This window comes from Aquitalea sp. ASV11 (assembly GCF_016429185.1).
GTDB classification, from domain to species: domain Bacteria; phylum Pseudomonadota; class Gammaproteobacteria; order Burkholderiales; family Chromobacteriaceae; genus Aquitalea; species Aquitalea pelogenes.
The window spans coordinates 1-25170 of record NZ_JAELUD010000014.1 but is presented as its reverse complement, the minus strand read 5'-3'; the positions used below and the strand labels follow the sequence as shown (position 1 = coordinate 25170).

General features: G+C 55.9%; 40 protein-coding genes and 1 pseudogene. 9 read left to right on the top strand and 32 right to left on the bottom strand.

Annotated features, from left to right (window positions below):
• Positions 1–8: 8 nt before the first annotated feature.
• On the bottom strand, positions 9–407 hold the full coding sequence (rbsD, locus tag JHD62_RS06910) for a D-ribose pyranase (RefSeq protein ID WP_199102284.1): 399 nt from the start codon (positions 405–407) through the stop codon (positions 9–11).
• Positions 404–1291 carry a ribokinase gene (gene rbsK, locus JHD62_RS06905; RefSeq protein WP_199102283.1) on the bottom strand — a complete coding sequence of 296 codons (888 nt, stop codon included), beginning with the start codon at positions 1289–1291 and terminating at the stop codon, positions 404–406. Before rbsK ends, rbsD begins: the two co-directional genes overlap by 4 nt.
• A gap of 437 nt (positions 1292–1728) precedes the next feature.
• On the opposite strand from rbsK, the gene JHD62_RS06900 reads away from it, so the two are divergent.
• From JHD62_RS06900 to lnt, 8 genes are read left to right on the top strand one after another with little or no spacing between them, the layout of a single operon-like run.
• Positions 1729–2100, top strand: coding sequence for a hypothetical protein (locus tag JHD62_RS06900; RefSeq protein WP_199102282.1), 372 nt, complete (start codon positions 1729–1731; stop codon positions 2098–2100).
• A 40-nt stretch (positions 2101–2140) separates the two neighbouring features.
• Complete coding sequence (miaB, locus tag JHD62_RS06895; RefSeq protein WP_199102281.1) at positions 2141–3475, top strand: tRNA (N6-isopentenyl adenosine(37)-C2)-methylthiotransferase MiaB; 1335 nt, start codon at positions 2141–2143, stop codon at positions 3473–3475.
• A gap of 23 nt (positions 3476–3498) precedes the next feature.
• Entirely contained in the window at positions 3499–3795 is a 297-nt protein-coding gene (locus JHD62_RS06890; protein ID WP_199102280.1) for a YciI family protein, read from the top strand.
• Positions 3792–4133, top strand: coding sequence for a hypothetical protein (locus JHD62_RS06885; RefSeq protein ID WP_199102279.1), 342 nt, complete (start codon positions 3792–3794; stop codon positions 4131–4133). Before JHD62_RS06890 ends, JHD62_RS06885 begins: the two co-directional genes overlap by 4 nt.
• A gap of 16 nt (positions 4134–4149) precedes the next feature.
• Entirely contained in the window at positions 4150–5112 is a 963-nt protein-coding gene (locus JHD62_RS06880; protein ID WP_199102278.1) for a PhoH family protein, read from the top strand.
• Complete coding sequence (ybeY, locus tag JHD62_RS06875) at positions 5090–5596, top strand: rRNA maturation RNase YbeY (RefSeq protein WP_199102277.1); 507 nt, start codon at positions 5090–5092, stop codon at positions 5594–5596. The genes JHD62_RS06880 and ybeY overlap by 23 nt, the downstream gene beginning before the upstream one ends.
• A gap of 4 nt (positions 5597–5600) precedes the next feature.
• Positions 5601–6455 (top strand): HlyC/CorC family transporter, encoded by an 855-nt coding sequence (locus JHD62_RS06870; RefSeq protein WP_199102276.1) that lies wholly within the window; start codon positions 5601–5603, stop codon positions 6453–6455.
• 1 nt (position 6456) lies between these two features.
• The gene (gene lnt, locus JHD62_RS06865) at positions 6457–7986 is read left to right on the top strand and encodes an apolipoprotein N-acyltransferase (RefSeq protein ID WP_199102275.1); all 1530 of its coding nucleotides are present in this window, start codon (positions 6457–6459) and stop codon (positions 7984–7986) included.
• Positions 7987–8086: 100 nt separating this feature from the next.
• Here the strand turns inward: lnt and JHD62_RS06860 are convergent, their stop codons facing one another.
• Complete coding sequence (locus JHD62_RS06860; protein WP_199102274.1) at positions 8087–9727, bottom strand: methyl-accepting chemotaxis protein; 1641 nt, start codon at positions 9725–9727, stop codon at positions 8087–8089.
• A 362-nt stretch (positions 9728–10089) separates the two neighbouring features.
• On the opposite strand from JHD62_RS06860, the gene JHD62_RS06855 reads away from it, so the two are divergent.
• Positions 10090–10887, top strand: a complete 798-nt coding sequence (locus JHD62_RS06855) for an MOSC domain-containing protein (protein ID WP_199102273.1) — start codon at positions 10090–10092, stop codon at positions 10885–10887.
• Between the two features lie 86 nt (positions 10888–10973).
• On the opposite strand, the gene rplQ is transcribed toward JHD62_RS06855, so the two are convergent.
• The 29 genes and pseudogenes from rplQ to tuf form a co-directional block, all read right to left on the bottom strand.
• The gene (gene rplQ, locus JHD62_RS06850) at positions 10974–11369 is read right to left on the bottom strand and encodes a 50S ribosomal protein L17 (protein WP_045846886.1); all 396 of its coding nucleotides are present in this window, start codon (positions 11367–11369) and stop codon (positions 10974–10976) included.
• 24 nt (positions 11370–11393) lie between these two features.
• On the bottom strand, positions 11394–12377 hold the full coding sequence (gene rpoA / locus JHD62_RS06845) for a DNA-directed RNA polymerase subunit alpha (RefSeq protein ID WP_045846885.1): 984 nt from the start codon (positions 12375–12377) through the stop codon (positions 11394–11396).
• Positions 12378–12400: 23 nt separating this feature from the next.
• Positions 12401–13021 (bottom strand): 30S ribosomal protein S4, encoded by a 621-nt coding sequence (gene rpsD, locus JHD62_RS06840; protein ID WP_045846884.1) that lies wholly within the window; start codon positions 13019–13021, stop codon positions 12401–12403.
• Positions 13022–13039: 18 nt separating this feature from the next.
• Positions 13040–13435: a 30S ribosomal protein S11 gene (gene rpsK / locus JHD62_RS06835; RefSeq protein ID WP_008955659.1), complete on the bottom strand. Its 396-nt coding sequence runs from the start codon at positions 13433–13435 to the stop codon at positions 13040–13042.
• Between the two features lie 16 nt (positions 13436–13451).
• The gene (gene rpsM, locus JHD62_RS06830) at positions 13452–13814 is read right to left on the bottom strand and encodes a 30S ribosomal protein S13 (protein ID WP_045846883.1); all 363 of its coding nucleotides are present in this window, start codon (positions 13812–13814) and stop codon (positions 13452–13454) included.
• A 70-nt stretch (positions 13815–13884) separates the two neighbouring features.
• On the bottom strand, positions 13885–13998 hold the full coding sequence (gene rpmJ / locus JHD62_RS06825; protein WP_011137711.1) for a 50S ribosomal protein L36: 114 nt from the start codon (positions 13996–13998) through the stop codon (positions 13885–13887).
• A 265-nt stretch (positions 13999–14263) separates the two neighbouring features.
• On the bottom strand, positions 14264–15583 hold the full coding sequence (secY, locus tag JHD62_RS06820; RefSeq protein WP_045846882.1) for a preprotein translocase subunit SecY: 1320 nt from the start codon (positions 15581–15583) through the stop codon (positions 14264–14266).
• A gap of 11 nt (positions 15584–15594) precedes the next feature.
• A complete protein-coding gene (rplO, locus tag JHD62_RS06815; RefSeq protein ID WP_045846881.1) occupies positions 15595–16026 on the bottom strand; it encodes a 50S ribosomal protein L15 in 432 nt (143 codons plus the stop codon).
• Positions 16027–16029: 3 nt separating this feature from the next.
• Positions 16030–16215: a 50S ribosomal protein L30 gene (gene rpmD, locus JHD62_RS06810; RefSeq protein ID WP_045846880.1), complete on the bottom strand. Its 186-nt coding sequence runs from the start codon at positions 16213–16215 to the stop codon at positions 16030–16032.
• A complete protein-coding gene (rpsE, locus tag JHD62_RS06805) occupies positions 16208–16726 on the bottom strand; it encodes a 30S ribosomal protein S5 (RefSeq protein ID WP_045846879.1) in 519 nt (172 codons plus the stop codon). The genes rpmD and rpsE overlap by 8 nt, the downstream gene beginning before the upstream one ends.
• 13 nt (positions 16727–16739) lie before the next feature.
• Positions 16740–17093: a 50S ribosomal protein L18 gene (gene rplR / locus JHD62_RS06800; protein ID WP_045846878.1), complete on the bottom strand. Its 354-nt coding sequence runs from the start codon at positions 17091–17093 to the stop codon at positions 16740–16742.
• 13 nt (positions 17094–17106) lie between these two features.
• Positions 17107–17640 (bottom strand): 50S ribosomal protein L6, encoded by a 534-nt coding sequence (gene rplF / locus JHD62_RS06795; protein WP_045846877.1) that lies wholly within the window; start codon positions 17638–17640, stop codon positions 17107–17109.
• Positions 17641–17649: 9 nt separating this feature from the next.
• On the bottom strand, positions 17650–18045 hold the full coding sequence (gene rpsH / locus JHD62_RS06790; RefSeq protein ID WP_045846876.1) for a 30S ribosomal protein S8: 396 nt from the start codon (positions 18043–18045) through the stop codon (positions 17650–17652).
• 14 nt (positions 18046–18059) lie between these two features.
• Positions 18060–18365 (bottom strand): 30S ribosomal protein S14, encoded by a 306-nt coding sequence (gene rpsN, locus JHD62_RS06785; protein ID WP_045846875.1) that lies wholly within the window; start codon positions 18363–18365, stop codon positions 18060–18062.
• Positions 18366–18369: 4 nt separating this feature from the next.
• Positions 18370–18909: a 50S ribosomal protein L5 gene (gene rplE / locus JHD62_RS06780; RefSeq protein ID WP_045846874.1), complete on the bottom strand. Its 540-nt coding sequence runs from the start codon at positions 18907–18909 to the stop codon at positions 18370–18372.
• A gap of 12 nt (positions 18910–18921) precedes the next feature.
• Complete coding sequence (rplX, locus tag JHD62_RS06775) at positions 18922–19236, bottom strand: 50S ribosomal protein L24 (protein ID WP_045846873.1); 315 nt, start codon at positions 19234–19236, stop codon at positions 18922–18924.
• 9 nt (positions 19237–19245) lie between these two features.
• On the bottom strand, positions 19246–19614 hold the full coding sequence (gene rplN / locus JHD62_RS06770; protein ID WP_043579386.1) for a 50S ribosomal protein L14: 369 nt from the start codon (positions 19612–19614) through the stop codon (positions 19246–19248).
• Positions 19615–19819: 205 nt separating this feature from the next.
• Positions 19820–20083, bottom strand: a complete 264-nt coding sequence (gene rpsQ, locus JHD62_RS06765; protein WP_045846872.1) for a 30S ribosomal protein S17 — start codon at positions 20081–20083, stop codon at positions 19820–19822.
• 1 nt (position 20084) lies between these two features.
• On the bottom strand, positions 20085–20273 hold the full coding sequence (gene rpmC / locus JHD62_RS06760; RefSeq protein WP_011137725.1) for a 50S ribosomal protein L29: 189 nt from the start codon (positions 20271–20273) through the stop codon (positions 20085–20087).
• Positions 20273–20689, bottom strand: coding sequence for a 50S ribosomal protein L16 (gene rplP / locus JHD62_RS06755; protein ID WP_045846871.1), 417 nt, complete (start codon positions 20687–20689; stop codon positions 20273–20275). The genes rpmC and rplP overlap by 1 nt, the downstream gene beginning before the upstream one ends.
• Complete coding sequence (gene rpsC, locus JHD62_RS06750) at positions 20673–21374, bottom strand: 30S ribosomal protein S3 (RefSeq protein ID WP_045846870.1); 702 nt, start codon at positions 21372–21374, stop codon at positions 20673–20675. Before rpsC ends, rplP begins: the two co-directional genes overlap by 17 nt.
• A 10-nt stretch (positions 21375–21384) precedes the next feature.
• A complete protein-coding gene (gene rplV, locus JHD62_RS06745) occupies positions 21385–21714 on the bottom strand; it encodes a 50S ribosomal protein L22 (RefSeq protein WP_045846869.1) in 330 nt (109 codons plus the stop codon).
• A gap of 9 nt (positions 21715–21723) precedes the next feature.
• Positions 21724–22002, bottom strand: a complete 279-nt coding sequence (rpsS, locus tag JHD62_RS06740; RefSeq protein ID WP_024301222.1) for a 30S ribosomal protein S19 — start codon at positions 22000–22002, stop codon at positions 21724–21726.
• Between the two features lie 6 nt (positions 22003–22008).
• Positions 22009–22842 (bottom strand): 50S ribosomal protein L2, encoded by an 834-nt coding sequence (rplB, locus tag JHD62_RS06735; RefSeq protein ID WP_045846868.1) that lies wholly within the window; start codon positions 22840–22842, stop codon positions 22009–22011.
• An 11-nt stretch (positions 22843–22853) separates the two neighbouring features.
• Positions 22854–23168 (bottom strand): 50S ribosomal protein L23, encoded by a 315-nt coding sequence (rplW, locus tag JHD62_RS06730; protein ID WP_197077176.1) that lies wholly within the window; start codon positions 23166–23168, stop codon positions 22854–22856.
• A complete protein-coding gene (rplD, locus tag JHD62_RS06725) occupies positions 23159–23779 on the bottom strand; it encodes a 50S ribosomal protein L4 (protein ID WP_045846866.1) in 621 nt (206 codons plus the stop codon). The genes rplW and rplD overlap by 10 nt, the downstream gene beginning before the upstream one ends.
• Positions 23779–24423 carry a 50S ribosomal protein L3 gene (rplC, locus tag JHD62_RS06720; protein ID WP_062789193.1) on the bottom strand — a complete coding sequence of 215 codons (645 nt, stop codon included), beginning with the start codon at positions 24421–24423 and terminating at the stop codon, positions 23779–23781. Before rplC ends, rplD begins: the two co-directional genes overlap by 1 nt.
• Positions 24424–24566: 143 nt before the next feature.
• Positions 24567–24878 carry a 30S ribosomal protein S10 gene (gene rpsJ, locus JHD62_RS06715; RefSeq protein WP_017507377.1) on the bottom strand — a complete coding sequence of 104 codons (312 nt, stop codon included), beginning with the start codon at positions 24876–24878 and terminating at the stop codon, positions 24567–24569.
• Between the two features lie 14 nt (positions 24879–24892).
• Positions 24893–25170 (bottom strand): annotated as a pseudogene (gene tuf, locus JHD62_RS06710) (elongation factor Tu); the annotation flags it as partial.

Sequence of the window (25170 nt, the reverse complement as noted above, 5' to 3'; positions counted from 1 at the left end):
CCAGGCCCTCAGAAAATCACGCCGGAGTGCAAGATCACATTGGCGTACGGCGTACATTCACCGGTACGGATGATCACCTTGGCCTCCTGGCAGCGCTGTTTGAATTGTTCATGGCTGACAAACTCCAGTGCCACGCCCTGCGCGGCCAGGGCGGCCGCCTGCTCGACAACAGCCGGATTGTGGCTGCGGCATTCGTCGGCAAAGACGGCACGCTCGCACTGGAAATCCGCCAGCACGGTATCCAGCACGCGGGCAAAGCCCGGCTCGCCCAGCGCCAGCGCAAGGTCGATGCATTCCACACCAGCCGGAATCGGCAGGCCGCAGTCGGCAATCACCAGGCTGTCGGTATGGCCCATGCCGGCCAGCACGCGCGCGATGTCGCGATTCAGATGTCCCAGCTTTTTCATGCTTGTTGTTCCAGAAAATGTTGCAGCTCGGCCAGGGTGGGCATGCCGCTTTGCGCGCCCTGCTTGGTCACCGACAGTGCGGCGGCGGCATTGGCACGGCGCACAGCCTCGGCCAGGCCCAACGCCCAGAATGCCGCCAGCGCACCATTGAAGGTATCGCCGGCACCTGTGCTGTCGACGGCAAACACCGGAAAACCATTCACCTGCCGGAGCACACCGTCGGCATCAGCATAGCTGGCACCCAGGCTGCCCTGTGTCATCACGATACCCGCCGGACGGCTGGCCAGCAGTTGCTGCCAGGGCTGCTGGCTGCCCATTGCCACCGCCAGCTCGTATTCATTGGGCGTCAACAGGGAAACCTGTTGCAGCAAGGTGGCAGGCAGCGGCTGGGCCGGAGCGGGGTTCAGGATGAAGGGCTTGCCGTGGCGCGCCGCCAGCATGGCAGCATGCTCGACGGTAGCCAGCGGCACTTCCAGCTGGGCCAGCACCACATCGGCCTCGGCAAAGGCAGCTTCGGCGGCATCCAGCTGGGCGGGGGACACGGCATTGTTGGCACCGGGCACCACCATGATGGCATTGTCACCACCAGCCAGGGTGATGCTGGCCATGCCGGTGGCTTCACTGACCTGCGCTACCCAGCGGGTGTCCACGCCTTCGGCCTGCAAGCCACTGAGCAATTGCGCACCAAAGGCATCCTGCCCGACACAGGCAATCAGGCTGACATTGGCGCCCAGACGGGCAGCCGCCACGGCCTGATTGGCCCCCTTGCCACCGGGATAGGTGGCAAAGCGGCGACCAAACAGGGTTTCACCCTGACGCGGAAAGCTGTCTGCTTCCACCACCAGGTCCATGTTGATGCTACCGATCAGCAAAACGCGGCTCATGTTTTGTCTTTCTTGCGGCAAACCGTGTGATATGCCCGCTGCCCGGGCCGGGCAGAATGGCAAGCACGGTCTGCTGTTGATCAAACGCTAAAACGTACTCAGCAATGCGGTGAACTTATAGCAGAGCCCGCATGTCGGTGGAAGCGCAAAACGCAAAAAATGTAAGTTTTCAACTACATGGCGACAGAAAAAAACCACACCGTGGTGCATGCCAAGGCCGGTAATGCCTTGCCAGCGCCAGGATTTGCACCGCCACAGTGCCATTTGCCGCGCGGTTGTAGTTGCGGCGCACAATTAATCAAGCCCAAATTCCATGCGGCTTTGCGCATTTTCATGCCGCACTGCAATACCGACACAGCTGCCATTACCCGGCCGCACAAGTCCCCTGCGCCGGCGCTGCGGCTGTGCTAAACTCCCGGCAACACATTCATTTGATTATGAAAACACTCATCACCGCCCTCTTGCTCTGTCTGTTCTCACTGCCAGCCATGGCCGTGAACAGACTGCTGCCCGCCAATATCGTGGCCGGCACGCTCTCCAGTGTGGACAACAATGTCGTCACCTTCGTCAAAAGCGAAAGTTCGCTGCTGAACACGCTGGTTGCCATGGTGATTCCCAGCGGACAGAGCTATACCACTGCGCCCGGGCTGCGCATCTACGATGCCAACAACCTGTTCGTGCTGTCCGGACAATTACCCACGCTGGTGGGTAAAACGGTAGGCATCACACTGGACTTGCAAGGCAACATCAATCGCATCTGGGTATTGAGCGATGAAGAAATCGCCCAATTGCAACAGCGCCAGCAGTAAGGCGCCCTCCCCCATGAACCAGCTGGAATTCCTGTAAGCAATGAAGAAGGTATACATCAAGACCTTCGGTTGCCAGATGAACGAATACGACTCGGACAAAATGGTCGACGTTCTGGGCGATGCCGAAGGCATGATCAAGACAGACAATCCGGAAGAAGCCGACGTCATCCTGTTCAACACCTGTAGCGTGCGGGAAAAGGCACAGGAAAAAGTGTTCTCCGATCTGGGCCGCATCCGCCCGCTGAAAGAAGCCCGGCCCGACCTGATCATTGGCGTTGGCGGCTGCGTGGCCAGCCAGGAAGGCGACACCATCGTCAAGCGCGCACCTTATGTGGATGTGGTGTTCGGCCCGCAAACCTTGCACCGTCTGCCTGACATGATTCGCGCCCGCCAGCACAGCGGTGCGGCGCAGGTGGATATTTCCTTCCCGGAAATCGAGAAATTCGACCACATCCCCCCGGCCAAGGTGGATGGCGCTGCGGCTTTTGTGTCCATCATGGAAGGCTGCTCCAAGTACTGCTCCTTCTGCGTGGTGCCTTATACCCGCGGAGAAGAAGTCTCCCGTCCGTTTGAAGACGTTCTGACCGAAATTGCCGGTCTCACCCAGCAAGGCGTGAAGGAAATCACCCTGCTGGGGCAAAACGTCAACGCCTACCGTGGCGTGATGGCCGATGGCGAAATCGCCGACTTCGCCCTGCTGCTGGAATACGTGCACGAAATCCCGGGTGTGGAACGCTTGCGTTTTACCACCAGCCATCCGCGCGAATTCACCCAGCGCATCATCGACTGCTACGGCAAGCTGCCCAAGCTGGTATCGCACCTGCACCTGCCGGTGCAAAGCGGTTCCGACCGCATCCTTACCGCCATGAAGCGCGGCTATACCGCTCTGGAATACAAGTCCATCATCCGCAAGCTGCGCGCACTGCGACCCGACCTGTGCCTGTCATCGGACTTCATCGTCGGCTTCCCCGGTGAAACCGAAGCTGATTTCGCCCAGACGCTGAAGCTGGTCAAGGATCTGGAATTCGACTTCAGCTATGTGTTTATCTACAGCGCCCGCCCCGGCACTCCCGCAGCCAATCTCACCGACGACACCCCGCATACCGAAAAGGTACGCCGTCTGGAAGCGCTGAACGATGTGATCGAGGCGCGTGGTTTTGCCATCAACCAGAGCATGGTGGGCAGCGTGCAGCGCGTGCTGGTGGAAAACATCTCCAAGAAGGACCCGAACATGCTGGCAGCCCGTACCGCCAACAACCGGGTCGTCAACTTTGTCGGTCACCCGCGTCTGCTCAAGCAAATGGTGGATGTCGTCATTACCGAAGCGCGTCCGCATTCGCTGGCAGGGGAAATCCTGCTGCAGGAAGACCACTAACCCACATAAGGCGCAGACCTGTCATGTACATCGTTTCACTCAGTTATATCGCCCCGCTGGAGGAAATCGACACCCAGCTGGAACAGCATGTGCTGTGGTTGAAGCAATGCTATGCCGACGGTCTGTTCCTGGCCTCCGGCCGCAAGGAACCACGCACCGGTGGCATCATTCTGGCGCGCGGTGATCGCCATGTGCTGCAACAGCGGCTGGCGCAGGACCCCTTCGCCCTGGCCGGTCTGGCTCGCTACGATATCACCGAGTTTCACCCCAGCATGACGGTTGCCGGGCTGGAAATCCTGCAAGACCGGCCAAGCGCATGAGCAACACCATCAGCGCCCACCAGCCGCCACCACTGCGCCGCCATGCGGCCAGGGTGGTGCGCTACAGCCTTATTGCCCTGCCCGTCCTGCTGGCGCTCAGCCTGCTGGTGGGCCAGCCCGGCAGCAATGGCAACTGGGGTAGCCGTTCGCTCTTGCTGCTGACCGGCCCGGCCGCACTGCTTCCCACCGCCTTGCTGTATGCCGCCCTGCTGTGCGTGCTGGACAAACTGGCTTCGGCCGGGCTGCGTAACGGCCTGTTCATGTTGCTGACCTTGCTGGTCTGCGTTTTGCTTGTACTGGAAGCCAGCTTCTGGCTGGCGCTGCTGTTCAGCCACTGACACCTGACCCTGACTCATGAATACCACTCCTCTCAGTTTCAATCCGGTCGATAACGAACGGCTGGCCCGCTTGTGCGGCCCGCTGGATGAAAACCTCAAGCAGATCGAAACCGGTCTGGATGTGCAAATCCAGCGCCGTGGCGAACACTTCAAATGCAGTGGCGAGCAGGCCGACCTCGCGGTTTACAGCCTGACCCGCCTGTACCTGCTGGCAGAAAAGCAGGACATCTCGATTGACGACGTGCAGCTGGAACTGGTGGAAGCACGCCAGCACAATCATGCAGCCGATACCGACGCCCCGGTGCTGCTGACCCGCCGTGGCGACCTGCGTGGCCGTACTCCGCGCCAGAGTGGTTACATCAAGGCCATCAGCCAGCACGACATCACCTTTGGCATCGGCCCGGCCGGTACCGGCAAAACCTACCTTGCCGTGGCCTGCGCGGTGGATGCCATGGAGCGCGATGCCATCAAGCGCATCGTACTGGTGCGCCCGGCGGTGGAAGCCGGTGAAAAACTGGGCTTCCTGCCCGGCGATCTGGCACAAAAGGTCGACCCCTATCTGCGCCCGCTGTACGACGCCCTGTACGACCTGATGGGTTTTGACCGCGTCACCCGCCTGTTCGAAAAAAACCTGATTGAAATTGCACCGCTGGCCTATATGCGTGGCCGCACGCTGAACAATGCTTTCATCATTCTGGACGAGGCACAGAACACCACGCCAGAGCAAATGAAGATGTTCCTCACCCGCATCGGCTTTGGCTCGCGCGCGGTGATTACCGGTGACGTGACGCAGATCGACCTGCAACGCCATCAGAAAAGCGGACTGGTTGAAGTGGAGAAGATTCTGGGACACGTGCGCGGCATCCACTTTCACCATTTCCAGAGCGAAGACGTGGTGCGCCACCCGCTGGTGCAGAAAATCGTCGATGCCTACGATAACTATCAACTGAAAAACGATGAAACAAGCCAAGCGAAATAACCCGCTGCTGCGTCTGGCTGCCCGCCTGCAACTGACGCTGGAAGACCGCAGCCAGGCACAGCGGCTGCCCGATGCCAAACTGATCCGCCGCTGCTGCCAGGCCGCCTTGCAGGCCGATGTGCAACAGGCCCAGGTCAGCATCCTGCTGGTTGGCAGCGAAGAAGGCCGCAGCCTCAACAACACCTACCGCGGCAAGGACTACGCCACCAATGTGCTGTCGTTCGCACTGAATGAAGGCGAAAACATTGCCGATCTGCCCTTGTTTGGCGACCTGGTACTGTGTACCGAGGTGGTGGAAAAAGAAGCCGCCGAGCAAGGCATTGACCTGATGGCCCATTATGCCCACCTGCTGGTACACGGCATGCTGCACTTGCAAGGCTTTGACCACGAGGATGACGAAGAAGCGGAAATCATGGAAACGCTTGAAACTGTCATTCTCGCGAAGTTAGGATATCCCGATCCCTATCTAGAGGAAAAACGCTAACCCCATGGAAGACCCCAGTAAACACAAGCCCAGCCTGTTGGAACGCTTGTCCGCCATGCTCCTGCGCGAACCGGAAGACCGCGAGGAGCTGATCACCCTGCTGCACTCCGCCTTTGAACGCAATCTGCTGGACGCCGAAGCGCTGGCCATGATTGAAGGCGTACTGGAAGTCAGCGACCTGACCGCCCGTGATGTCATGGTGCCGCGCAGCCAGATGGACGTCATCCGCATTGACGACCCCATCGAACGCCTGCTGCCGGATGTACTGCGCACCGGCCACTCGCGTTTTCCGGTGATCGGCGACAACAAGGACGACGTGCTGGGCATCCTGCTGGCCAAGGACCTGTTGCATTACTTCCATGCCCCTGACCGCTTCGACCTGCGGGCCACCCTGCGCGCCAGCGTGTTTGTGCCGGAATCCAAACCATTGGATGTGCTGCTGCGCGAATTCCGCTCCAACCGTAACCACATGGCCATTGTGGTGGATGAATATGGCGGCGTGTCTGGCCTCGTCACCATCGAGGATGTGATCGAACAGATCGTCGGCGACATCGAAGACGAATACGACTTCGAAGAGGACGACAACAATATCGTGCCGGTTCGCGACCAGCGCTACCGCGTGAACGCCCTCACCGAAGTGGCGGACTTCAACGAGTACTTTGCCACCAGTTACGACGACGACGACGTCGATACCGTAGGCGGCCTGGTGATTTCACTGTTTGGCCACCTGCCCAAACGCGGCGAAACCGTCGAATCCGGCTCGCTGCGCTTCACCATCCTGCGCGCCGACAGCCGTCGCCTGCAGACTCTGCTGGTGGAACGGCTGCACAGCAATACCGCCGACAGCACCCAGGACTGACATGCGCACCCTGCTTGTACTGATTGCCGCCGCGCTTGCCGGGGCACTTACCCTCTACGGCTTTGCGCCCTACCGGCTGTACGGCTTGCTGCCCTTGTCGCTGCTGGCCCTGGCGCAATTGGTACAACGCAATCCCACCCTTGCCTTCCGTACTGGCTATGTCTGGGGTGTTGCAGCCTATACCAGCAACTTCAACTGGATATACAACAGCCTGCATGACATTGCCGGCCTGCCCGCGGTGCTGGCTGCGCCGCTGGTGCTGTTGCTACCCGCCTATCTTGCCATCTGGCCCGGCCTTGGCTGCTGGCTGGTCATCCGTATCGACCAGCGCCCATGGGTGCGCTGGCTGCTGGCATTTCCGGCCCTGTGGGAGCTGGGGGAATGGTTGCGCAGCTGGGTGATGACCGGCTTCCCCTGGGGAGCCGTCGGCTATTCACAGGTAACAGAAAGCCCCTTGTCGGGTTTCATCCCGCTGGGTGGCATCCATCTGGTCAGCTATCTGGTGGCACTCAGCGCCGGAGCCTTGCTGCTGCTGGCCAATGGCCAGCGCCTGCAACGCGCACTGGCTGCGACATTGCTGCTGGCAATATGGAGTGCCGGCTTCTGGCTGCAATCGGTCAACTGGACGGAGCCGGTAGGCAAGCCCTATCGGGTCGCTCTCGCCCAAGGGGATATTGCGCAAGTGCTGAAGTGGGATCCGGCCGCTTTTGAACAAACCCTCAAAACTTACTACCAGCAGGTTGCCAGTACCCAGGCAGATGTCATGATCTTGCCGGAAACTGCCCTGCCGGTGTTTCTGGATGACCTGCCTTCCGGCTACCTGACAATGGTGGCAGGCGATGCCCGGCGCAAGAACATGGCCCTGGCTACCGGCATTCCACGCCGCACCCCGGATGGCCGTGGTTATCTGAATGCCGTGGTGGTGCTGACCGACCCGGCGCTGCCCTCTTACGCCAAGGATCATCTGGTGCCGTTTGGTGAGTTCATCCCGCTACCCGGCCTGATTGGCTGGATTTACCAGTACATGAACATGCCACTGTCTGGCTTTAGTCGCGGTGGTGCCAATCAGGCTCCGCTGTTGCTGGCAGGCCACCACATTGCCTTCAATATCTGTTATGAGGACAGCTTTGGCGAAGAGTTGATCGGCCCCGCTGCCCGCGCAGGCATTCTTGCCAATGTCAGCAATCTGGCCTGGTTTGGAAAAAGCGTGGCCATGAGTCAGCATTTGCAGCTCTCCCAGGCGCGCGCACTGGAAACCGGCCGCTTCATGCTGCGCGCCACCAATAACGGCATGACGGCGATTGTGCGTCCCAATGGTGAAATTTCCAGCGTGGCAGCACCGTTCTCCCAGCAAGTGCTGGAAGGCATGGTGCAGGACTACCAGGGCCTGACACCATATATGCAGCTGGGCAATCAACCGGTGATCATCGCTTGTGCCAGCTTGCTGGTGCTGGCGATGGCGCTGGGTGCATACCAGCGTTACCGGGAAAAGCCCAGGCAACTGCCAGCCGCTGAAAACGACGCGTCCTGATCACGCACTACGAGTGGCAGAAGTAACGCAGAGCAGTTAGTGCTGCGGTAACTGAATAAAAAAGCCCTCCTGGTGGAGGGCTTTTGCTTGGCATGGCTTCTTACACGTGGAACTTGGATACCAGCTGACGCAAATCGTCGGCCAATGCATGCATGGCCTGCACTTCCTTCGAGGTACCTGCCGCCTCCTCTGCATTACCACTGGCGCTACGAGCGATCAATTCCACCTGCTGTGCAATTTCGGTGCTGGCACTGCCCTGTTCTTTCAGCGCATGTGATATCTCGTTCACCACATCCACCACACTGGTGGCGCTATCACGGATGTGGGATATCGCTTCCCCACCCTGAACCGCCAGTTGCAAACCATTCTTCACACGACCAACCGCTTCTTCCATACAGGCACGTGACTGATCGGAGCTGCTCTGGATTTCCTGGATCATGCCGGCGATTTCCTGCGTAGCCTGGCCGGTACGCTCCGACAGTTTGCGCACTTCATCCGCCACCACGGCAAAACCGCGCCCCATCTCACCCGCACGCGCAGCCTCGATGGCCGCATTCAGGGCCAGCAGGTTGGTCTGATCAGCAATATCCTTGATCACCTGCATGATGCTGGAAATGGTCTGGGTCTTGCTGGCCAGATCAGCAATGGTTGCTGCCGCCTGATCAACCGACTCGTTGATACGGTGCATTTCATTGACGGCGCTGGAGATCACTTCGCCACCTTCACGCGACAGGCGGCCGGACTCTTGTGACAGATTGCGCGCATCATGTGCATGGCTGGAAATATGATTGATACTGACCGTCAGCTGCTCGATGGAAGCTGCCATGGCTGCGGCTGCCTCACTTTGCTGATCAGAACCACGCACCACCGCATCCGAGCGGCGGGCCACATCAGAACTCATGCCGGACAAGCGTACGGCTTCATCGGCAATTTCCCGAACCAGCGACTTCAGATGCTGCTGCATTTGCTGAACCGCTGCCATCACGCTGCTTGTGTCACCTGCAGCCACGTTCACCTGGGTATCCAGATAACCATCCGCAATGCGACGGACCACCTGCATGGTTTCGCCAGGATCCGCCCCCAGTTGCCCCAATACGCTGCGCATCAGCAACAGCCCGGCAATCAGCAACAAGGCCAGAATGGCGGCCACCTCGGCCAGGGTCAGCCATAGTTGCTTCATGAACGCGGCCTGGACATCGTCCAGATAAATGCCAGTACCGATAATCCAGTGCCAGCGCTGGCTGGTCATCAGGTAGGAAATCTTGGGTTGCGGCTGGTCGAACCCGGGCTTGTCCCACACATAGGCGGCAAAACCTTGTCCATTACCTTTGCTTACCGTGTCAATGAACAACTGCCCCAGATCAACACCCGTCGGGGTCTTCAAACCCTGAACACTCTTGCCCAGCATGGCTGCCTTGGCACCGTGAATGACATAGTTCCAGTTCTGGTCGTAACCGAAGAAGTACTCCTTGCCGTCATAATGGCTGGCCATCAGCGCAGCAGCGGCCATTTGCTTGGCTTGGGCTTCACTCAGCTTGCCACTCGCCTCCAGGGCCTCATAGCTGCTGATGATGCCCATGGCGGATTCAACCAGGTTCCGTGTTTTGTCCTGCCTGTCCTGTAGCAGGCTATTGCGCTGGTTGTACAGGGCAAGACCACTCAGACAGCAAATCAGCAAGGCAACCAGCAACAGCCAAGCAATAAGACGGTTGCGTAATGACATTCCGGCAGTTGTGTTCATTTTTTTCTCTCTGTTCCCGTTGACAGTCTCTAGCAAGCAACTGCTCTAATTGACAGTTTCTGTCATTCTACATCTTTATAGACAAACATATAGCGGGGTTTACCCATGTGCCATTTAAAAGTAGTGAGTACATTCATCAGATGCCAGCTGTAAATCTGATATGAGCGATCAGCAGCAAGACAACCGTATAGCCTAGCAAGAATGCAAGCTGAAAATACTGATCTGATACAACAGCGCCAAAGATATCGTCATATAGAAGGTTCAGACTGCATGCCGATACCACCCATCTTCGACAAGGCGGACACCATAGGTAGTACAACAATGCTAGGATCATGCCTCGGACATTGCCAGAAAGAGCACACATGAAACTGACACAGATGTTTGTGCACCCAATGAAATCTGCACGAGGAATTGCCTACGACAGGGCTTTTGCCAGTGCGCAAGGCTTGCTGCATGACAGGGAATGGTTGCTCAGCACAGCGGATGGGCAGTTCCTGACCGCACGGCAATATCCACAAATGTTGCAAATTACAACAGCACTAATACCTGGTGGTTTGTTGCTGAGTGCTCCGGGACGTTCACCGATACTTGCCATGACCCAGGTCTACAAGCAAAAGGCGGCAGCAACCGTATGGCGTGCCAACTTCACGGCCTGGCATGGGGACGAACACGTGGATGCCTGGCTGTCTGATTACATGGGTACGAACTGTCGATTGCTATGGCTGGGCATGCAGTCCACACGCGTGTTGGATGGAGCACAGACCCCCATGTCATTTGCCGATGGCTATCCCTATCTGCTGGTGAATCAGGCCTCGCTGGACGCACTGAATCAGGAATTGCGCAAACCGGTGACGGTGCAACATTTCAGACCCAATTTGCTGATCAGTGGCGCACTTCCATACGAGGAGGATGACTGGAAGGTTATTCAGATCGGGGACATCGTATTTGATGTGGCCAAGCCATGCACCCGCTGCCAGATGATTACCACCGACCCGGTCAGTGCTGTCGTTGATGCAGACAATGAACCGATGCAGACACTCAGCAAGACCAGGCAACTGGCTGAGGGAATTTGCTTTGGCGTGAATCTGGTGGCACGGAGCGAGGGAATTCTGGAACTTGGTGCCCCCATGCAGGTGCATGAATCCAGGTATGAATTCTGATCACCACCTAAGGGCTGGAAGAACAGGTTGAAGCAGAAATGAAAAAAGCCAGCTTGCGCTGGCTTTCTTCATAACTTCACCGAATATTATTCAGCGGAGTCATCTACAACGGCAACGGCATCTTCAGCACGGTCAACCAGCTCAACCAGAGCCAGCGGGGCATTGTCGCCCTTACGGAAACCGTACTTCAGGATACGCACATAACCACCATTGCGGGCGGAGAAGCGCGGGCCGAGAACGTCGAAGAGTTTAACCACGATATCGCGGTCACGAGTGCGGTCAAACGCCAGACGACGGTTGGCGAGAGACGGCTTTTTGCCGAGCGTAATCAGCGGCTCGGCCACACGACGCAGTTCCTTGGCTTTCGGCAGCGTGGTCACGATAACTTCGTGCTTCAGCAGCGAATTCGCCATGTTGCGCAGCATCGCCAGACGATGGCTGGTCGTGCGGTTCAGTTTACGATTACTGTAACGATGACGCATTGTTAATGTCCTTTAGTCTCAAACTTACGGCTTTTCCAGACCAGCCGGAGGCCAATTCTCAAGCTTCATGCCGAGAGTCAGACCCTTGGAAGCGAGAACTTCTTTGATCTCGTTCAGCGATTTGCGACCGAGGTTCGGAGTCTTCAGAAGCTCGGTTTCAGTACGCTGAATCAGATCGCCGATGTAATAAATGTTCTCAGCCTTCAGGCAGTTGGCCGAACGAACCGTCAGTTCAAGATCGTCTACCGGACGCAGCAGGATCGGATCGATCGGCGGCGCCTTTTCAACGACTTCTTCAACCGCTGTGCCTTGGAGGTCAGCAAAGATCGACAGCTGATCCATCAGAATACGTGCAGCATTGCGCACGGCCTGTTCCGGTTCGATCACGCCATTGGTTTCAATATCGAGAACCAGGCGGTCGAGGTCGGTACGTTGTTCAACACGGGCGCTTTCCACAGCAAAGCTCACACGGCGAACCGGCGAGAAGGAAGCATCCAGTTGAATGGTACCGATGGAACGGTTTTCTTCATGAATGGAACGAGCAGACACAGGCTGATAGCCACGGCCTTTTTCGACCTTGATCTCCATGTCGATTTTGCCGCCAACAGAGAGGTGGGCAATCACGTGTTCCGGATTGATCACTTCAACATCATGCGGCAACTCGATATCGCCAGCCAAGACAGCACCTTCGCCTTCCTTTTTCAAGGTCAGCACGACACTGTCACGACCATGCAGCTTAAGCACTACGCCCTTGAGGTTGAGGAGGATGTCTACGACATCCTCGCGCACGCCATCAAGTGCGGAATACTCATGCAAAACGCCAGCGATAGTCACTTCGGTAGGAGCAAAGCCCGGCATCGACGACAGCAGGATACGGCGCAGCGAGTTGCCAAGAGTGTGAGCATAGCCACGCTCGAACGGCTCCATCGAAACGCGTGCATGGGTAGCAGATACCGGCTGCACGTCAATCAGACGAGGTTTCAAAAATTCCGAAGCGCTGTTTTGCATAGTCATTCCCTAAGAGCTAGCGATTACTTGGAGTAGAATTCCACAACGAGCTGTTCGTTGATATCGCTAGACAGTTCGGAACGTTCCGGAGCAGATTTGAAGACGCCTTCCATCTTCTTGGAGTCAACAGACACCCAGGAAGGGAAACCACCTTGCTCAGCCAGAGCCAGACCCTCTACGATACGGGCTTGCTTCTTGGCTTTTTCGCGGACAGACACTACGTCACCAGCTTTAACCTGGAAAGACGGAATGTTAACTACCTGGCCGTTCACAACGATAGCCTTGTGGCTTACCAGCTGACGTGCTTCTGCACGAGTGGAGCCAAAGCCCATGCGATATACAACGTTGTCCAGACGTGCTTCGAGCAGCTTCAGCAGGTTTTCACCAGTGGAGCCTTTACGACGTACAGCTTCCGCAAAGTAATTGCGGAACTGACGCTCGAGTACGCCATAGATACGGCGGATTTTCTGCTTTTCACGCAGTTGGACACCGTAGTCGGACAGACGACCCTTACGGGCGCCGTGTTGACCAGGCGGGGTATCCAGTTTGCACTTGGAATCCAGTGCACGACGCGCGCTCTTCAGGAAAAGGTCGGTGCCTTCACGACGAGCGAGCTTACATTTTGGGCCGATATAACGTGCCATGTTCTCACACTCTCCGAATTAAATACGACGTTTTTTGGGCGGACGGCAACCGTTGTGCGGTACCGGCGTCACGTCGGAGATGCTGGTGATCTTGAAACCCAGCGCGTTGAGTGCGCGAACAGCGGATTCACGACCCGGACCCGGGCCCTTGATACGAACTTCGAGGTTCTTCACACCGTATTCTTGGGCAACTTTACCAGCATGCTCTGCTGCTACCTGAGCAGCAAAGGGTGTACTTTTGCGCGAGCCCTTAAAACCAGCGCCGCCAGAGGTAGCCCAAGACAGTGCATTGCCTTGACGGTCGGTGATAGTGATGATGGTGTTGTTGAACGAAGCGTGAACATGCACGATACCTTCGCTAACAGACTTGCGCACTTTTTTGCGTACACGGACAGCTGTGTTTGCTTTAGCCATTTCTGTGTTCCTTTAGTTACTTCTTGCCGGCGATCGCCTTACGCGGTCCCTTACGGGTACGCGCGTTAGTGCGAGTGCGCTGACCGCGGCACGGCAGGCCACGACGATGGCGCATGCCGCGATAGCAGCCCATGTCCATCAGACGTTTGATGCTCATCGTGATTTCGCGGCGCAGGTCACCTTCAACAGTGAACTTCGCTACTTCTTCACGCAGAGTTTCCATCTCAGCGTCAGTCAGATCCTTCACCTTGGTGGAGGGGTTCACGCTGGCAGCAGCACAAATCTGCTGGGCGCGAGTTTGACCGATGCCGAAAATTGCCTGCAGGCCAATAACGGCATGCGCATGATTGGGGATATTTACCCCTGCAATACGGGCCATACTCTTTCCTTAAGCCTTAAGACCTTGAAAAGTTTGCGATTGTAACACGCAAAGTCAGGTCTAACAAATGTTAGCCTTGTTTTTGCTTGTGACGCGGGTCCGTGCAGATCACGCGTACAACGCGATTGCGACGGATAATTTTGCAGTTACGGCAAATCTTCTTTACCGAAGGCTGTACTCGCATGTCAGTTCCTTTCGTTACTCTAAAAGAGCGAGTGCGTAATTTCGCACGGAACACGATACGGGCAGCGGTCTGTCCAGGCGGTGTTGGCCACCCTGACCTTTTAATCAATAAGCGTGTTTTGACACAAGCTTGCTGATCATGCCCAAGTACGACGTGTCCATTCTCAAGTTTGATCCAGCAGTAGGGCAGCTGCTCTACTGCCAAATCTCACCCTGCATCTGGATGGTTTCTTACCTAGCCATATAACCCAGCGAGAACACGTATGTCACCGGCCGAGCGCATTGCCTTTGAAGTTAGCCTTCTTGAGCAAGCTTTCGTACTGATGCGACAGAACGTAGGACTGTACCTGAGCCATGAAATCCATGGTGACCACTACAATGATCAGCAGTGATGTGCCACCGAAGTAGAACGGTACATTCCACTTCAGGATGAGGAATTCCGGCAACAGACAAACCAGCGTAATGTAGATTGCACCGATCAATGTCAGCCGCAGAATGATCTTCTCGATATAACGCGAAGTCTGCTCACCTGGACGGATACCTGGGATGAAAGCACCACTTTTCTTCAGGTTATCTGCCGTCTCTTTCGGATTGAAAACGAGCGCGGTGTAGAAGTAACAGAAGAAAATGATGGCCGTTGCATACAGCAGCACATAGATCGGCTGACCCGGATGCAGCTTGTCAGCCACGCCCTTGAGCCAACCCAGGCTTTCATTGTTACCAAGCCAGCCAAGAATGGTGGCAGGGAACAGGATGATGCTGGATGCGAAAATCGGCGGGATCACCCCTGCCATGTTGAGCTTGAGCGGCATGTGCGTGCTCTGGCCCTGCATGACACGATTACCAACCTGACGCTTGGCGTAGTTGACCAGAACCTTGCGCTGGCCGCGTTCTGCGAACACGACTACGTAGGTCATCAGTGCAACACCAACAAACAGCACGATGGTAAACAGGATGGGCAGCGAGCCTTGACTGGTCAGCGTGAGCGTCTTGCCAATGGCAGCCGGAACACCCGATGCAATACCTGCACAGATGATCAGCGAAATACCGTTGCCGATACCACGCTCGGTAATCTGCTCACCCAGCCACATGAGGAACATGGTGCCGGTTACCAGAGATACCACGGTTGTCAGGTAGAACTCCCACTGGGCAGTCACCACCAGGTTAGGCTGCTTAAACAGCATCACCGCAATACTGAAACTCTGGAAAGAGGCCAGCAAAACGGTTGCATAACGTGTGTACTGAGTTACCTTACGACGTCCAGCGTCGCCTTCCTTCTTCAGCTGCTTCAGGCTCGGAAGAACCTCTGAGGCAAGCTGAAGAATGATGGAAGCAGAGATGTACGGCATGATGCCCAGGGCAAATACCGTAAACCTCGAGAGGGCGCCGCCCGAGAACATGTTGAACATGTCGAGCAGGCCCGTCTGCGACGTGTGGAACAACTTCGCTAGTTCGGCAGGATTGATACCAGGCACCGGAATATGCGCACCAATACGGTAAACAATCAAAGCTCCGATCAAGAACATGATACGGCGCTTCAAATCACCAAATTTATTGGCATTTCCAACTAGAGAAGTATTCGACACGTAAGTGCGCCTTATTCAATACTGCCGCCGGCAGCTTCGATAGCAGCGCGAGCGCCAGCAGTCGCAGCAATGCCACGCAGCTTAACGGCACGTTCGATCTTGCCGGACAGGACAACCTTGGCTACCAGAGCCTGAGCGTCTACCAGACCAGCTTGCTTCAGTGCCAACAGATCGATTTCGTCAACCGGCAGCAGGTTAAGTTCGGACAGGCGTACTTCTGCATTGAAGCGAGCAGTCAGCGACTTGAAGCCACGTTTCGGCAAGCGACGTTGCAGCGGCATTTGACCGCCTTCAAAACCAACCTTGTGGAAACCACCTGCACGGCTCTTTTGACCCTTGTGGCCACGACCGGAAGTCTTGCCCAGGCCGCTACCAATGCCGCGACCTACACGACGCTTGGCATGCTTGGCGCCGGCACCGGGTTGAATGGTGTTCAGCAGCATCTCTTAGCCCTCGAATTTCAACAGGTAGCTGATCTTGTTGATCATGCCACGGTTTTCAGGGGTATCGAGCACTTCCACAGTCTGGCGGATCTTTTTCAGACCCAGGCCACGGGCGCAAGCCTTGTGGGATTCCAGACGACCGATCAGGCTCTTTACCAGAGTTACCTTAACAGTGTTGGTGTTACTCATGATCAACCCCCAGGATCTCTTCTACGGTCAGACCACGCTTGGCGGCAACCTGAGAAGCGGTGTTAATCTTGTTCAGGCCGTCCAGAGTTGCACGAACCACGTTGTACGGGTTGGTGGAACCATGAATCTTGGCCGAAACATTGTGAACACCCATTGCGTCGAAGATTGCGCGCATCGGGCCACCGGCCTTAACGCCAGTACCTTCCTTGGCCGGCTGGATGAACACGGTGGTAGCACCATGCTTGCCGGTTACGGTGTGATGCAGCGTACCATTACGCAGCGGGATCTTTACCAGATTGCGGCGGGCCTGTTCCATTGCCTTCTGTACGGCAACAGGAACTTCCTTCGAACGACCCTTGCCCATACCGATGCCGCCATCGCCATCACCAACGACGGTCAAGGCGGAGAAAGCCATGATACGGCCGCCCTTAACCACTTTGGTGACGCGGTTGACGCTGATCATCTTCTCGACCAGACCGTCGCCACGATCTTCCATTTCGTGCTTAGCCATTCTTCACTCCGAATTAGAATACGAGACCGTGTTCACGGGCTGCGTCTGCCACAGCCTTCATACGGCCATGGTATTTGAAACCGGAACGGTCAAATGCCACGGTCGAAATACCGGCTGCCTTGGCTTTTTCAGCGATGCGCTTACCGACTACGGCTGCAGCGGCCACATTGCCACCATTGGAAACGTCAGCGCGTACTTCAGCTTCCAGAGTGGAAGCGCTTGCCAGTACCTTGCTGCCAGTTTCATCAATGATCTGGGCATAAATGTGGCTGTTGGTGCGGTAAACAGTGAGACGCACCATCTTGAGCTCCGCAATCCGAGCACGGGTTTTACGTGCACGGCGGAGTCGAGCTTGTTTCTTGTCCATGTCAGTGCCTCAGTTACTTCTTCTTGGTTTCTTTCAGAACCACAACCTCATCAGCGTAACGAACACCCTTGCCCTTGTAGGGTTCCGGGGAACGATAAGCGCGGATTTCGGCAGCGATCTGGCCAACGAGTTGCTTGTCAGCACCCTTGATCAGGATCTCGGTCTGAGTCGGAGTCTCAGCCTTGATGCCAGCAGGCATCTGGTGAGCTACCGGATGGGAGAAACCCAGAGACAGGTTCAGGGTGTCGCCTTGAGCCTGGGCACGGTAACCCACGCCAACCAGCTGCAGCTTCTTCTCGAAGCCCTTGGATACACCAATCACCATATTGTTCAGCAGGGCGCGCAGGGTGCCGGACATGGCACGTGCGAACTTGCTGTCGTTTTTAGCCGCGAAAGTCAGTTCGTTGTTGTCGAACTTGATTTCAACGTCATTGCACAGAGCGGCGCTCAGGGAGCCCAGGGCACCCTTTACGGTCACTTCTGCAGCACCGAATTTAACTTCGACGCCAGCCGGAATGGCTACGGGATTCTTAGCTACGCGAGACATTTGACCCCCTTATGCCACTACGCACAGCAGCTCACCGCCGATACCGGCAGCGCGTGCTTTGCGATCGGTCATGATGCCCTTGGAAGTAGACAGGATAGCTACGCCCAGACCATTCATTACCTTCGGGATTTCGGTGGAGCCCTTGTACACGCGCAGGCCAGGACGGGAAACGCGGTCAATGCGTTCGATCACCGGACGGCCAGCGTAGTACTTGAGCTGGATATCAAGAACAGGCTTCTTGGCTTCGCCGGCAACGGCGAAATCTTCGATGTAGCCTTCTTCTTTAAGCACCTGTGCCAGCGCAACTTTCAGCTTGGAAGACGGCATAGCAACAGCCACCTTGGAAGCCATTTGGCCGTTACGGATGCGGGTCAACATATCGGAAATAGGATCGTGCATGCTCATTTATGGTTCTCCTATTACCAGCTGGCCTTAACAACACCCGGAATTTCGCCCTTCATGGCGATTTCACGGAGTTTGTTACGACCCAGACCGAATTTACGGAACACGCCACGCGGACGACCGGTAATGGCGCAGCGACGACGCTGGCGTACCGGGGAAGCATTGCGCGGCAGCTGCTGCAGTTGCAGTCGAGCGGCGAAGCGTTCTTCTTCCGAGAGGCTTTGATTGTTGATGGTAGCGATGAGGGCTTCGCGCTTAGCGGCAAATTTTTCAGCCACCTTAACGCGCTTCTCTTCACGCTTGATCAGTGCAAGTTTTGCCATGTGCTTAACCCTTGAACGGGAACTTGAACGCAGCCAGCAGAGCGCGGGCCTCTTCGTCAGTCTTCGCCGTAGTGGTAACAGTAATGTTCATACCACGCAGAGCATCGATCTTGTCGTACTCGATTTCCGGGAAGATGATCTGTTCCTTGACACCCATGTTGTAGTTGCCGCGGCCGTCAAAAGACTTGGCGGAAACACCACGGAAGTCACGAACACGCGGCAACGCGATGGTTACCAGACGGTCCAGGAATTCGTACATGCGTTCACGGCGCAGGGTAACCTTGCAACCAACCGGATAGTCATCACGAATCTTGAAGCCGGCGATGGATTTGCGAGCGGTGGTAACTACCGGCTTCTGGCCAGCAATCTTTTCCATGTCGCCCACGGCGAATTCCATTACCTTTTTATCGGCAACAGCTTCACCAACACCCATGTTGACGGTGATCTTCTCGATGCGTGGAACTTCCATGATCGACTTGTAGCCGAACTGTTTCATCAGTTCCGGCACTACGCTGTCTTTGTAGAAATCGTAGAAACGTGCCATGTTTGCTTTTCCTTACGCGCCGATAACTTCGCCACTGGACTTGAACACGCGTACCTTGCGGCCGTCTTCAAGAGTCTTGAAGCCTACGCGGTCAGCCTTCTGGCTAGCCGGGTTGAAAATAGCAACGTTGGAAGCGTCAACAGGCATAACCTTTTCAACGATACCACCAGCAACGCCACGCACCGGATTCGGCTTCTGGTGTTTCTTGGCAACATTCACGCCTTCAACAACCAGTTTTTCATCCAGGACGCGCAGAACAGTGCCGCGTTTACCCTTGTCTTTACCGGTGATTACTACGACTTCATCACCTTTACGAATTTTGCGCATGCGACCTCCTTACAGCACTTCAGGAGCAAGCGACACGATCTTCATGAAACGCTCGGTACGCAGTTCACGCGTCACGGGTCCGAAGATACGAGTGCCAATCGGCTCAAGCTTGTTGTTGAGCAGAACGGCAGCATTGCTATCAAACTTGATCAACGAGCCGTCCGGACGACGCACGCCTTTGGCGGTGCGTACTACTACTGCGTTGTACACGTCGCCTTTTTTGACGCGACCGCGCGGAGCAGCATCCTTGATGCTCACCTTGATGATGTCGCCAACGCTTGCATAGCGACGCTTGGAACCGCCCAATACCTTGATGCACATAACGTGACGCGCACCAGTATTGTCAGCGACCTCAAGCATGGTCTGCATTTGGATCATTTGATGATTACCTTTCTAATCCAACTTTATCCGTCACTTTCACCTGCCGGTTTCTCGCATAAGAGCAAGACCAAACAGACGAAACGCCACAGATCAAGCTGTGGCGTATCAAACGGCCAGTTTTGGACCCCGTAAGGGCGGAATTCCTATCCGACACGGATAAGAAGATGGCCATTATACAAGGGACTTTCGTCCCTTGCAAGTCTTATACCTGGCGAGATTTCTCGACCAGGGCAGTCACCACCCACGATTTGGTCTTCGAGAGAGGACGGGACTCGCTGATTACTACGATGTCGCCGGCCTTGAACTCGTTGTTCTCGTCGTGTGCGTGGAACTTCTTAGAACGACGGATAATCTTGCCGTAGATCGGGTGCTTAACCTTGCGCTCGACCAGAACGGTTACAGTCTTATCCATCTTGTCGCTGACAACGGTACCGGTCAGCGTACGTACCACTTTGGTTTCGCTCATCTTAAACTGCCTTTTCTTTCAGAACGGTGCGAACACGAGCGATGTCGCGACGCACTTTCTTCAGTTCAGAGGTCTTGGCGAGTTGCTGAGTAGCGTGCTGCATACGCAGGGCAAACTGGGCCTTCAGGAGGCTCAGCAGTTCCGCTTTCAGCTCGTCAACAGTTTTGGCTTTCAGTTCGGACGCTTTCATTACTGACCTACCTGTCTAGTTACAAACACAGTGGCGATCGGCAACTTGGCTGCGGCCAGACGGAAAGCTTCACGAGCGAGTTCCTCGTTAACACCGTCCATTTCGTACAGCATCTTGCCAGGCTGGATTTCGGCCACGTAGTATTCCGGAGAACCCTTACCCCCACCCATACGCACTTCAGCAGGCTTGGAAGTGATCGGCTTGTCCGGGAAAATACGGATCCAGATACGACCGCCACGCTTGATGTGACGGGTCATGGCACGACGGGCCGCTTCGATCTGACGCGCGGTCAGACGACCACGACCAACAGCCTTCAAACCGAAATCACCAAAGCTCACCTTGTTGCCACGGGTAGCGATACCAGTGTTGCGGCCTTTATGCTGTTTACGGTACTTGAGTCTAGTTGGCTGCAGCATTGCGCGGGCCCTTTCTCGTTTTCTTCTCGGTCGCAACCGGAGCCGGTGCTACTTGACCCGGCTTCAGCTCACCTTTGTAAACCCATACCTTGATGCCGATGATACCGTAGGTGGTCTTGGCTTCAGAGGTAGCGTAGTCAACATCGGCACGCAGGGTATGCAGCGGCACACGGCCTTCGCGATACCATTCGCTACGAGCGATATCGATGCCGTTCAGACGACCGGAGGACATGATCTTGATGCCCTGGGCGCCCATGCGCATGGCGTTCTGCATGGAACGCTTCATGGCACGGCGGAACATTACACGCTTTTCCAGCTGGGAGGCGATGCCATCAGCAATGATTTGCGCGTCCAGTTCCGGCTTGCGAACTTCTTCGATATTCACGTGAACCGGCACGCCCAGACGAGCTTGCAGTTCGCGCTTCAGAACTTCGATGTCCTCACCCTTTTTACCGATCACAACACCCGGACGGGCACTGTGAATGGTAATGCGTGCGGACTTGGCCGGACGCTCGATGGTGACACGACCAACAGCCGCATGACCCAGGCGCTTCTTCAGGTATTCGCGAACTTCCAGGTCTTGCATCAGCATTTCCGGGAAATTCTTCGAGTTGGCGAACCACTTGGAAGACCAGTTTTTGTTAACGGCAAGACGGAATCCCGTCGGATGAATCTTCTGACCCATTTCTTACCCCTTAATTGCCAACGGTCAACGAGATGTGGCAGGTCTGCTTTTCGATGCGATTGCCACGACCCTTAGCACGGGCAGTGAAACGCTTCAGACTAGCGCCTTTGTCAACAAAGATGCTGGTGACACGCAGGGTGTCGATGTCAGCGCCTTCGTTGTGCTCGGCGTTAGCGATGGCAGATTCCAGCACTTTCTTCACAATAACCGCGCCCTTCTTCGGGGAGAAGGCCAGGATATTCAGAGCCTGACCAACGGATTGACCGCGGATCAGATCGGCCACCAGGCGGCACTTTTGTGCCGACAGGCGGACGCTTTTCAGATTTGCAGATACTCTCATCGCTTCACCTTATCTCTTCTTCGCCTTCTTATCGGCCGCGTGGCCTTTGAAGGTACGAGTCAGCGAGAATTCGCCCAGTTTATGACCGACCATGTTTTCGGAAACATAAACAGGCACATGGGTGCGACCGTTGTGTACCGCGATGGTCAAACCAATGAAGTCCGGCAGGACGGTCGAACGACGCGACCAAGTCTTGATCGGACGCTTGTCATTGGTTGCACGCGCCGCGTCGACCTTCTTCAGAAGGTGCAGATCAACGAACGGGCCTTTTTTCTGCGAACGTGCCATTGTCAATTACCCTTTAGTAGAATAGCGGCGGCGTACGATCATGTTGTCGGTACGCTTGTTGCGACGGGTACGGAAGCCCTTAGTCGGAGTGCCCCATGGGCTAACCGGCACACGGCCTTCACCAGTACGGCCTTCACCACCACCATGCGGGTGATCAATCGGGTTCATCGCAGTACCGCGAACGGTCGGACGAATACCACGCCAGCGGCTAGCACCAGCCTTACCCAGCTTGCGCAGGGAATGCTCTTCGTTGCTCACTTCGCCAACGGTAGCGCGGCAGTCAACATGCACCAGACGAATTTCGCCGGAACGCAGACGCAGCTGAGCGTAGACACCTTCACGGGCCAGCAGCATGGCGGAACCGCCAGCCGAACGGACCATTTGGGCACCCTTGCCAGGTTGCAGCTCTACGCAGTGGATAGTAGTACCCACCGGGATGTTTCGGATCGGCAAAGCGTTACCAGCCTTGATCGGAGCCTCGGCACCGGACAGCAGAACTGCACCAGCTTTAACACCGCGCGGAGCGATGATGTAGCGGCGTTCGCCATCGGCGTAGCACAACAGGGCGATGTGGGCAGTACGGTTCGGATCGTATTCGATACGTTCTACTTTTGCCGGAATGCCATCCTTGTTGCGACGGAAGTCGATCAGACGGTAGTGCTTCTTGTGACCACCACCCATGTGACGGGTAGTAATGTGGCCATTGTTGTTACGACCGGCAGTGGCAGACTTTTTCTCTACCAGAGCGGCGTGCGGAGCGCCTTTGTGCAGATCAGGGTGAACCACCTTGACAACAGCACGACGACCCGCGGAAGTCGGTTTTACTTTAACGATAGGCATGCTCTATCTCCTTACTCCGCAGCGGCCGGGGTGGCGGTCAGATCGATTTCCTGACCCTGAACCAGGCTAACGTAAGCCTTTTTCCAGTCTTTACGACGGCCAAAGGTACGGCCAAAGCGCTTGACTTTGCCCTTTACGTTAACAGTGGATACGCCTTCAACTTTTACATTGAACAGCATTTCAACTGCAGCCTTGATCTCCGGCTTGGTAGCATCGGTAGCAACACGGAAAACAACTTGCTGATGCTTCTCAGCAACCATGGTGCTCTTTTCGGAAACAACCGGGGCCAGAATTACTTGCAACAGACGTTCTTGATTCATGCCCACTGCTCCTCCAGATGCTGCACCGCCTCACGGGTGATGACGATCTTCTTGAAACGCAGCAGGCTGTACGGGTCAGCTTGTTGTGCTTCGATCACCAGCACGTTCGGCAGATTGCGCGAAGACAGATAGAGGTTTTCGTCCAGTTCACGGGTAATGAACAGAGCCTGCTCCAGACCCATGGACTTAACCACACCTACGAATTCCTTGGTTTTCGGCGATTCAACCGACAGCGAATCAACCACGATCAGACGCTCGTCGCGAACCAGCTGGGACAGGATAGCTGCCATACCAGCGCGGAACATCTTGCGGTTAACCTTCTGAGAGAAATTCTCGTCCGGGCTGTTCGGGAAAGCACGACCACCACCACGACGGTTCGGAGTGGAAGTCATACCGGCACGTGCGTTACCAGTACCCTTCTGCTTGAACGGCTTCTTGGTGGAGTGGTTTACTTCGGCACGAGTCAGCTGAGCGCGGTTACCGCTGCGAGCATTCGCCAGGAATGCAGTCACAACCTGGTGAACCAGGGCTTCGTTGTATTCGCGACCGAACAGAGTCTCGGATGCCTGCAGGCTGCCAGCAGCCTGACCTTGGCTATTGATTACTTTCAATTCCATCACGCACCTGCCTTCACGCTAGGACGAACGACAACATCGCCGTTCTTGGCACCAGGAACGGCACCCTTAACCAGAAGCAGCTGACGCTCGGCGTCAACACGAACAACTTCCAGGCACTGAACAGTGCTCTTGACGTTGCCGTACTGACCAGCCATGCGCTTACCCGGGAAAATACGACCCGGATCCTGTGCTTGACCGATAGAACCCGGCGTGTTATGCGAACGGGAGTTACCGTGCGAAGCGCGGTTGGAAGAGAAGTTGTGACGCTTGATCACACCGGAGAAACCCTTACCCTTGGAGGTACCGGTTACATCAACCAGTTGACCTACGGTGAAGATTTCAACGGACAGTGCATCACCCGGCTTCAGGGAGGAGAGAGCTTCTGCGGACAGAACGAATTCGTTCAGACCCAGACCTGCTTCAACGCCAGCCTTGGCAAAGTGACCAGCTGCCGCCTTGTTAACGCGGCTAGCTTTACGGGCACCGAAAGTAACTTGAACGGCAGAGTAGCCGTCAACTTCGGCAGTTTTGATTTGCGTGACGCGGTTAGCGGACATGTCCAGCACAGTTACCGGGATGGATGCACCATCTTCGGCAAAAATGCGGGTCATGCCGACTTTGCGACCGACAAGACCTAAACTCATGTTTATATCCTTTTGCAGGCGCCGATTACGATTGACCGGCATAAAAAACAAAAGCGGACTCGCAAAATTGCGAGTCCGCTAATGTATCACAAGATTTTCAGCAATCGCAAGCACTTAACCTGCGAGCGCTGCATTTCCTGTCATTACTGCAGCTTGATTTCCACATCCACACCGGCCGGCAGGTCGAGCTTCATCAGAGCATCAACAGTCTTGTCGGTCGGATCTACGATGTCCATCAGGCGCAGGTGAGTGCGGATTTCCAGCTGGTCGCGGGAAGTCTTGTTCACGTGCGGGGAACGCAGAACGTTGAAACGCTCGATTTTGGTCGGCAGCGGAACCGGGCCCTTGACAACAGCGCCGGTACGCTTGGCAGTTTCAACGATTTCCTGGGCGGAACGATCGATCAGGTTGTAATCGAAGGCCTTCAGGCGGATGCGGATTTTCTGGCTTTGCATATTATCTGCTCCGATTAGGCGATGATCTTGGCAACAACGCCGGCGCCAACAGTACGGCCACCTTCACGGATCGCGAAACGCAGACCTTCTTCCATAGCGATCGGGGCGATCAGTTCTACGGTGATTTCTACGTTGTCACCCGGCATTACCATTTCCACGCCTTCGGCCAGGCTTACAGCACCGGTCACGTCGGTTGTACGGAAATAGAACTGCGGACGGTAGTTAGCGAAGAACGGGGTGTGACGACCGCCTTCATCCTTGCTCAGCACGTATACGGATGCGCCGAACTTGG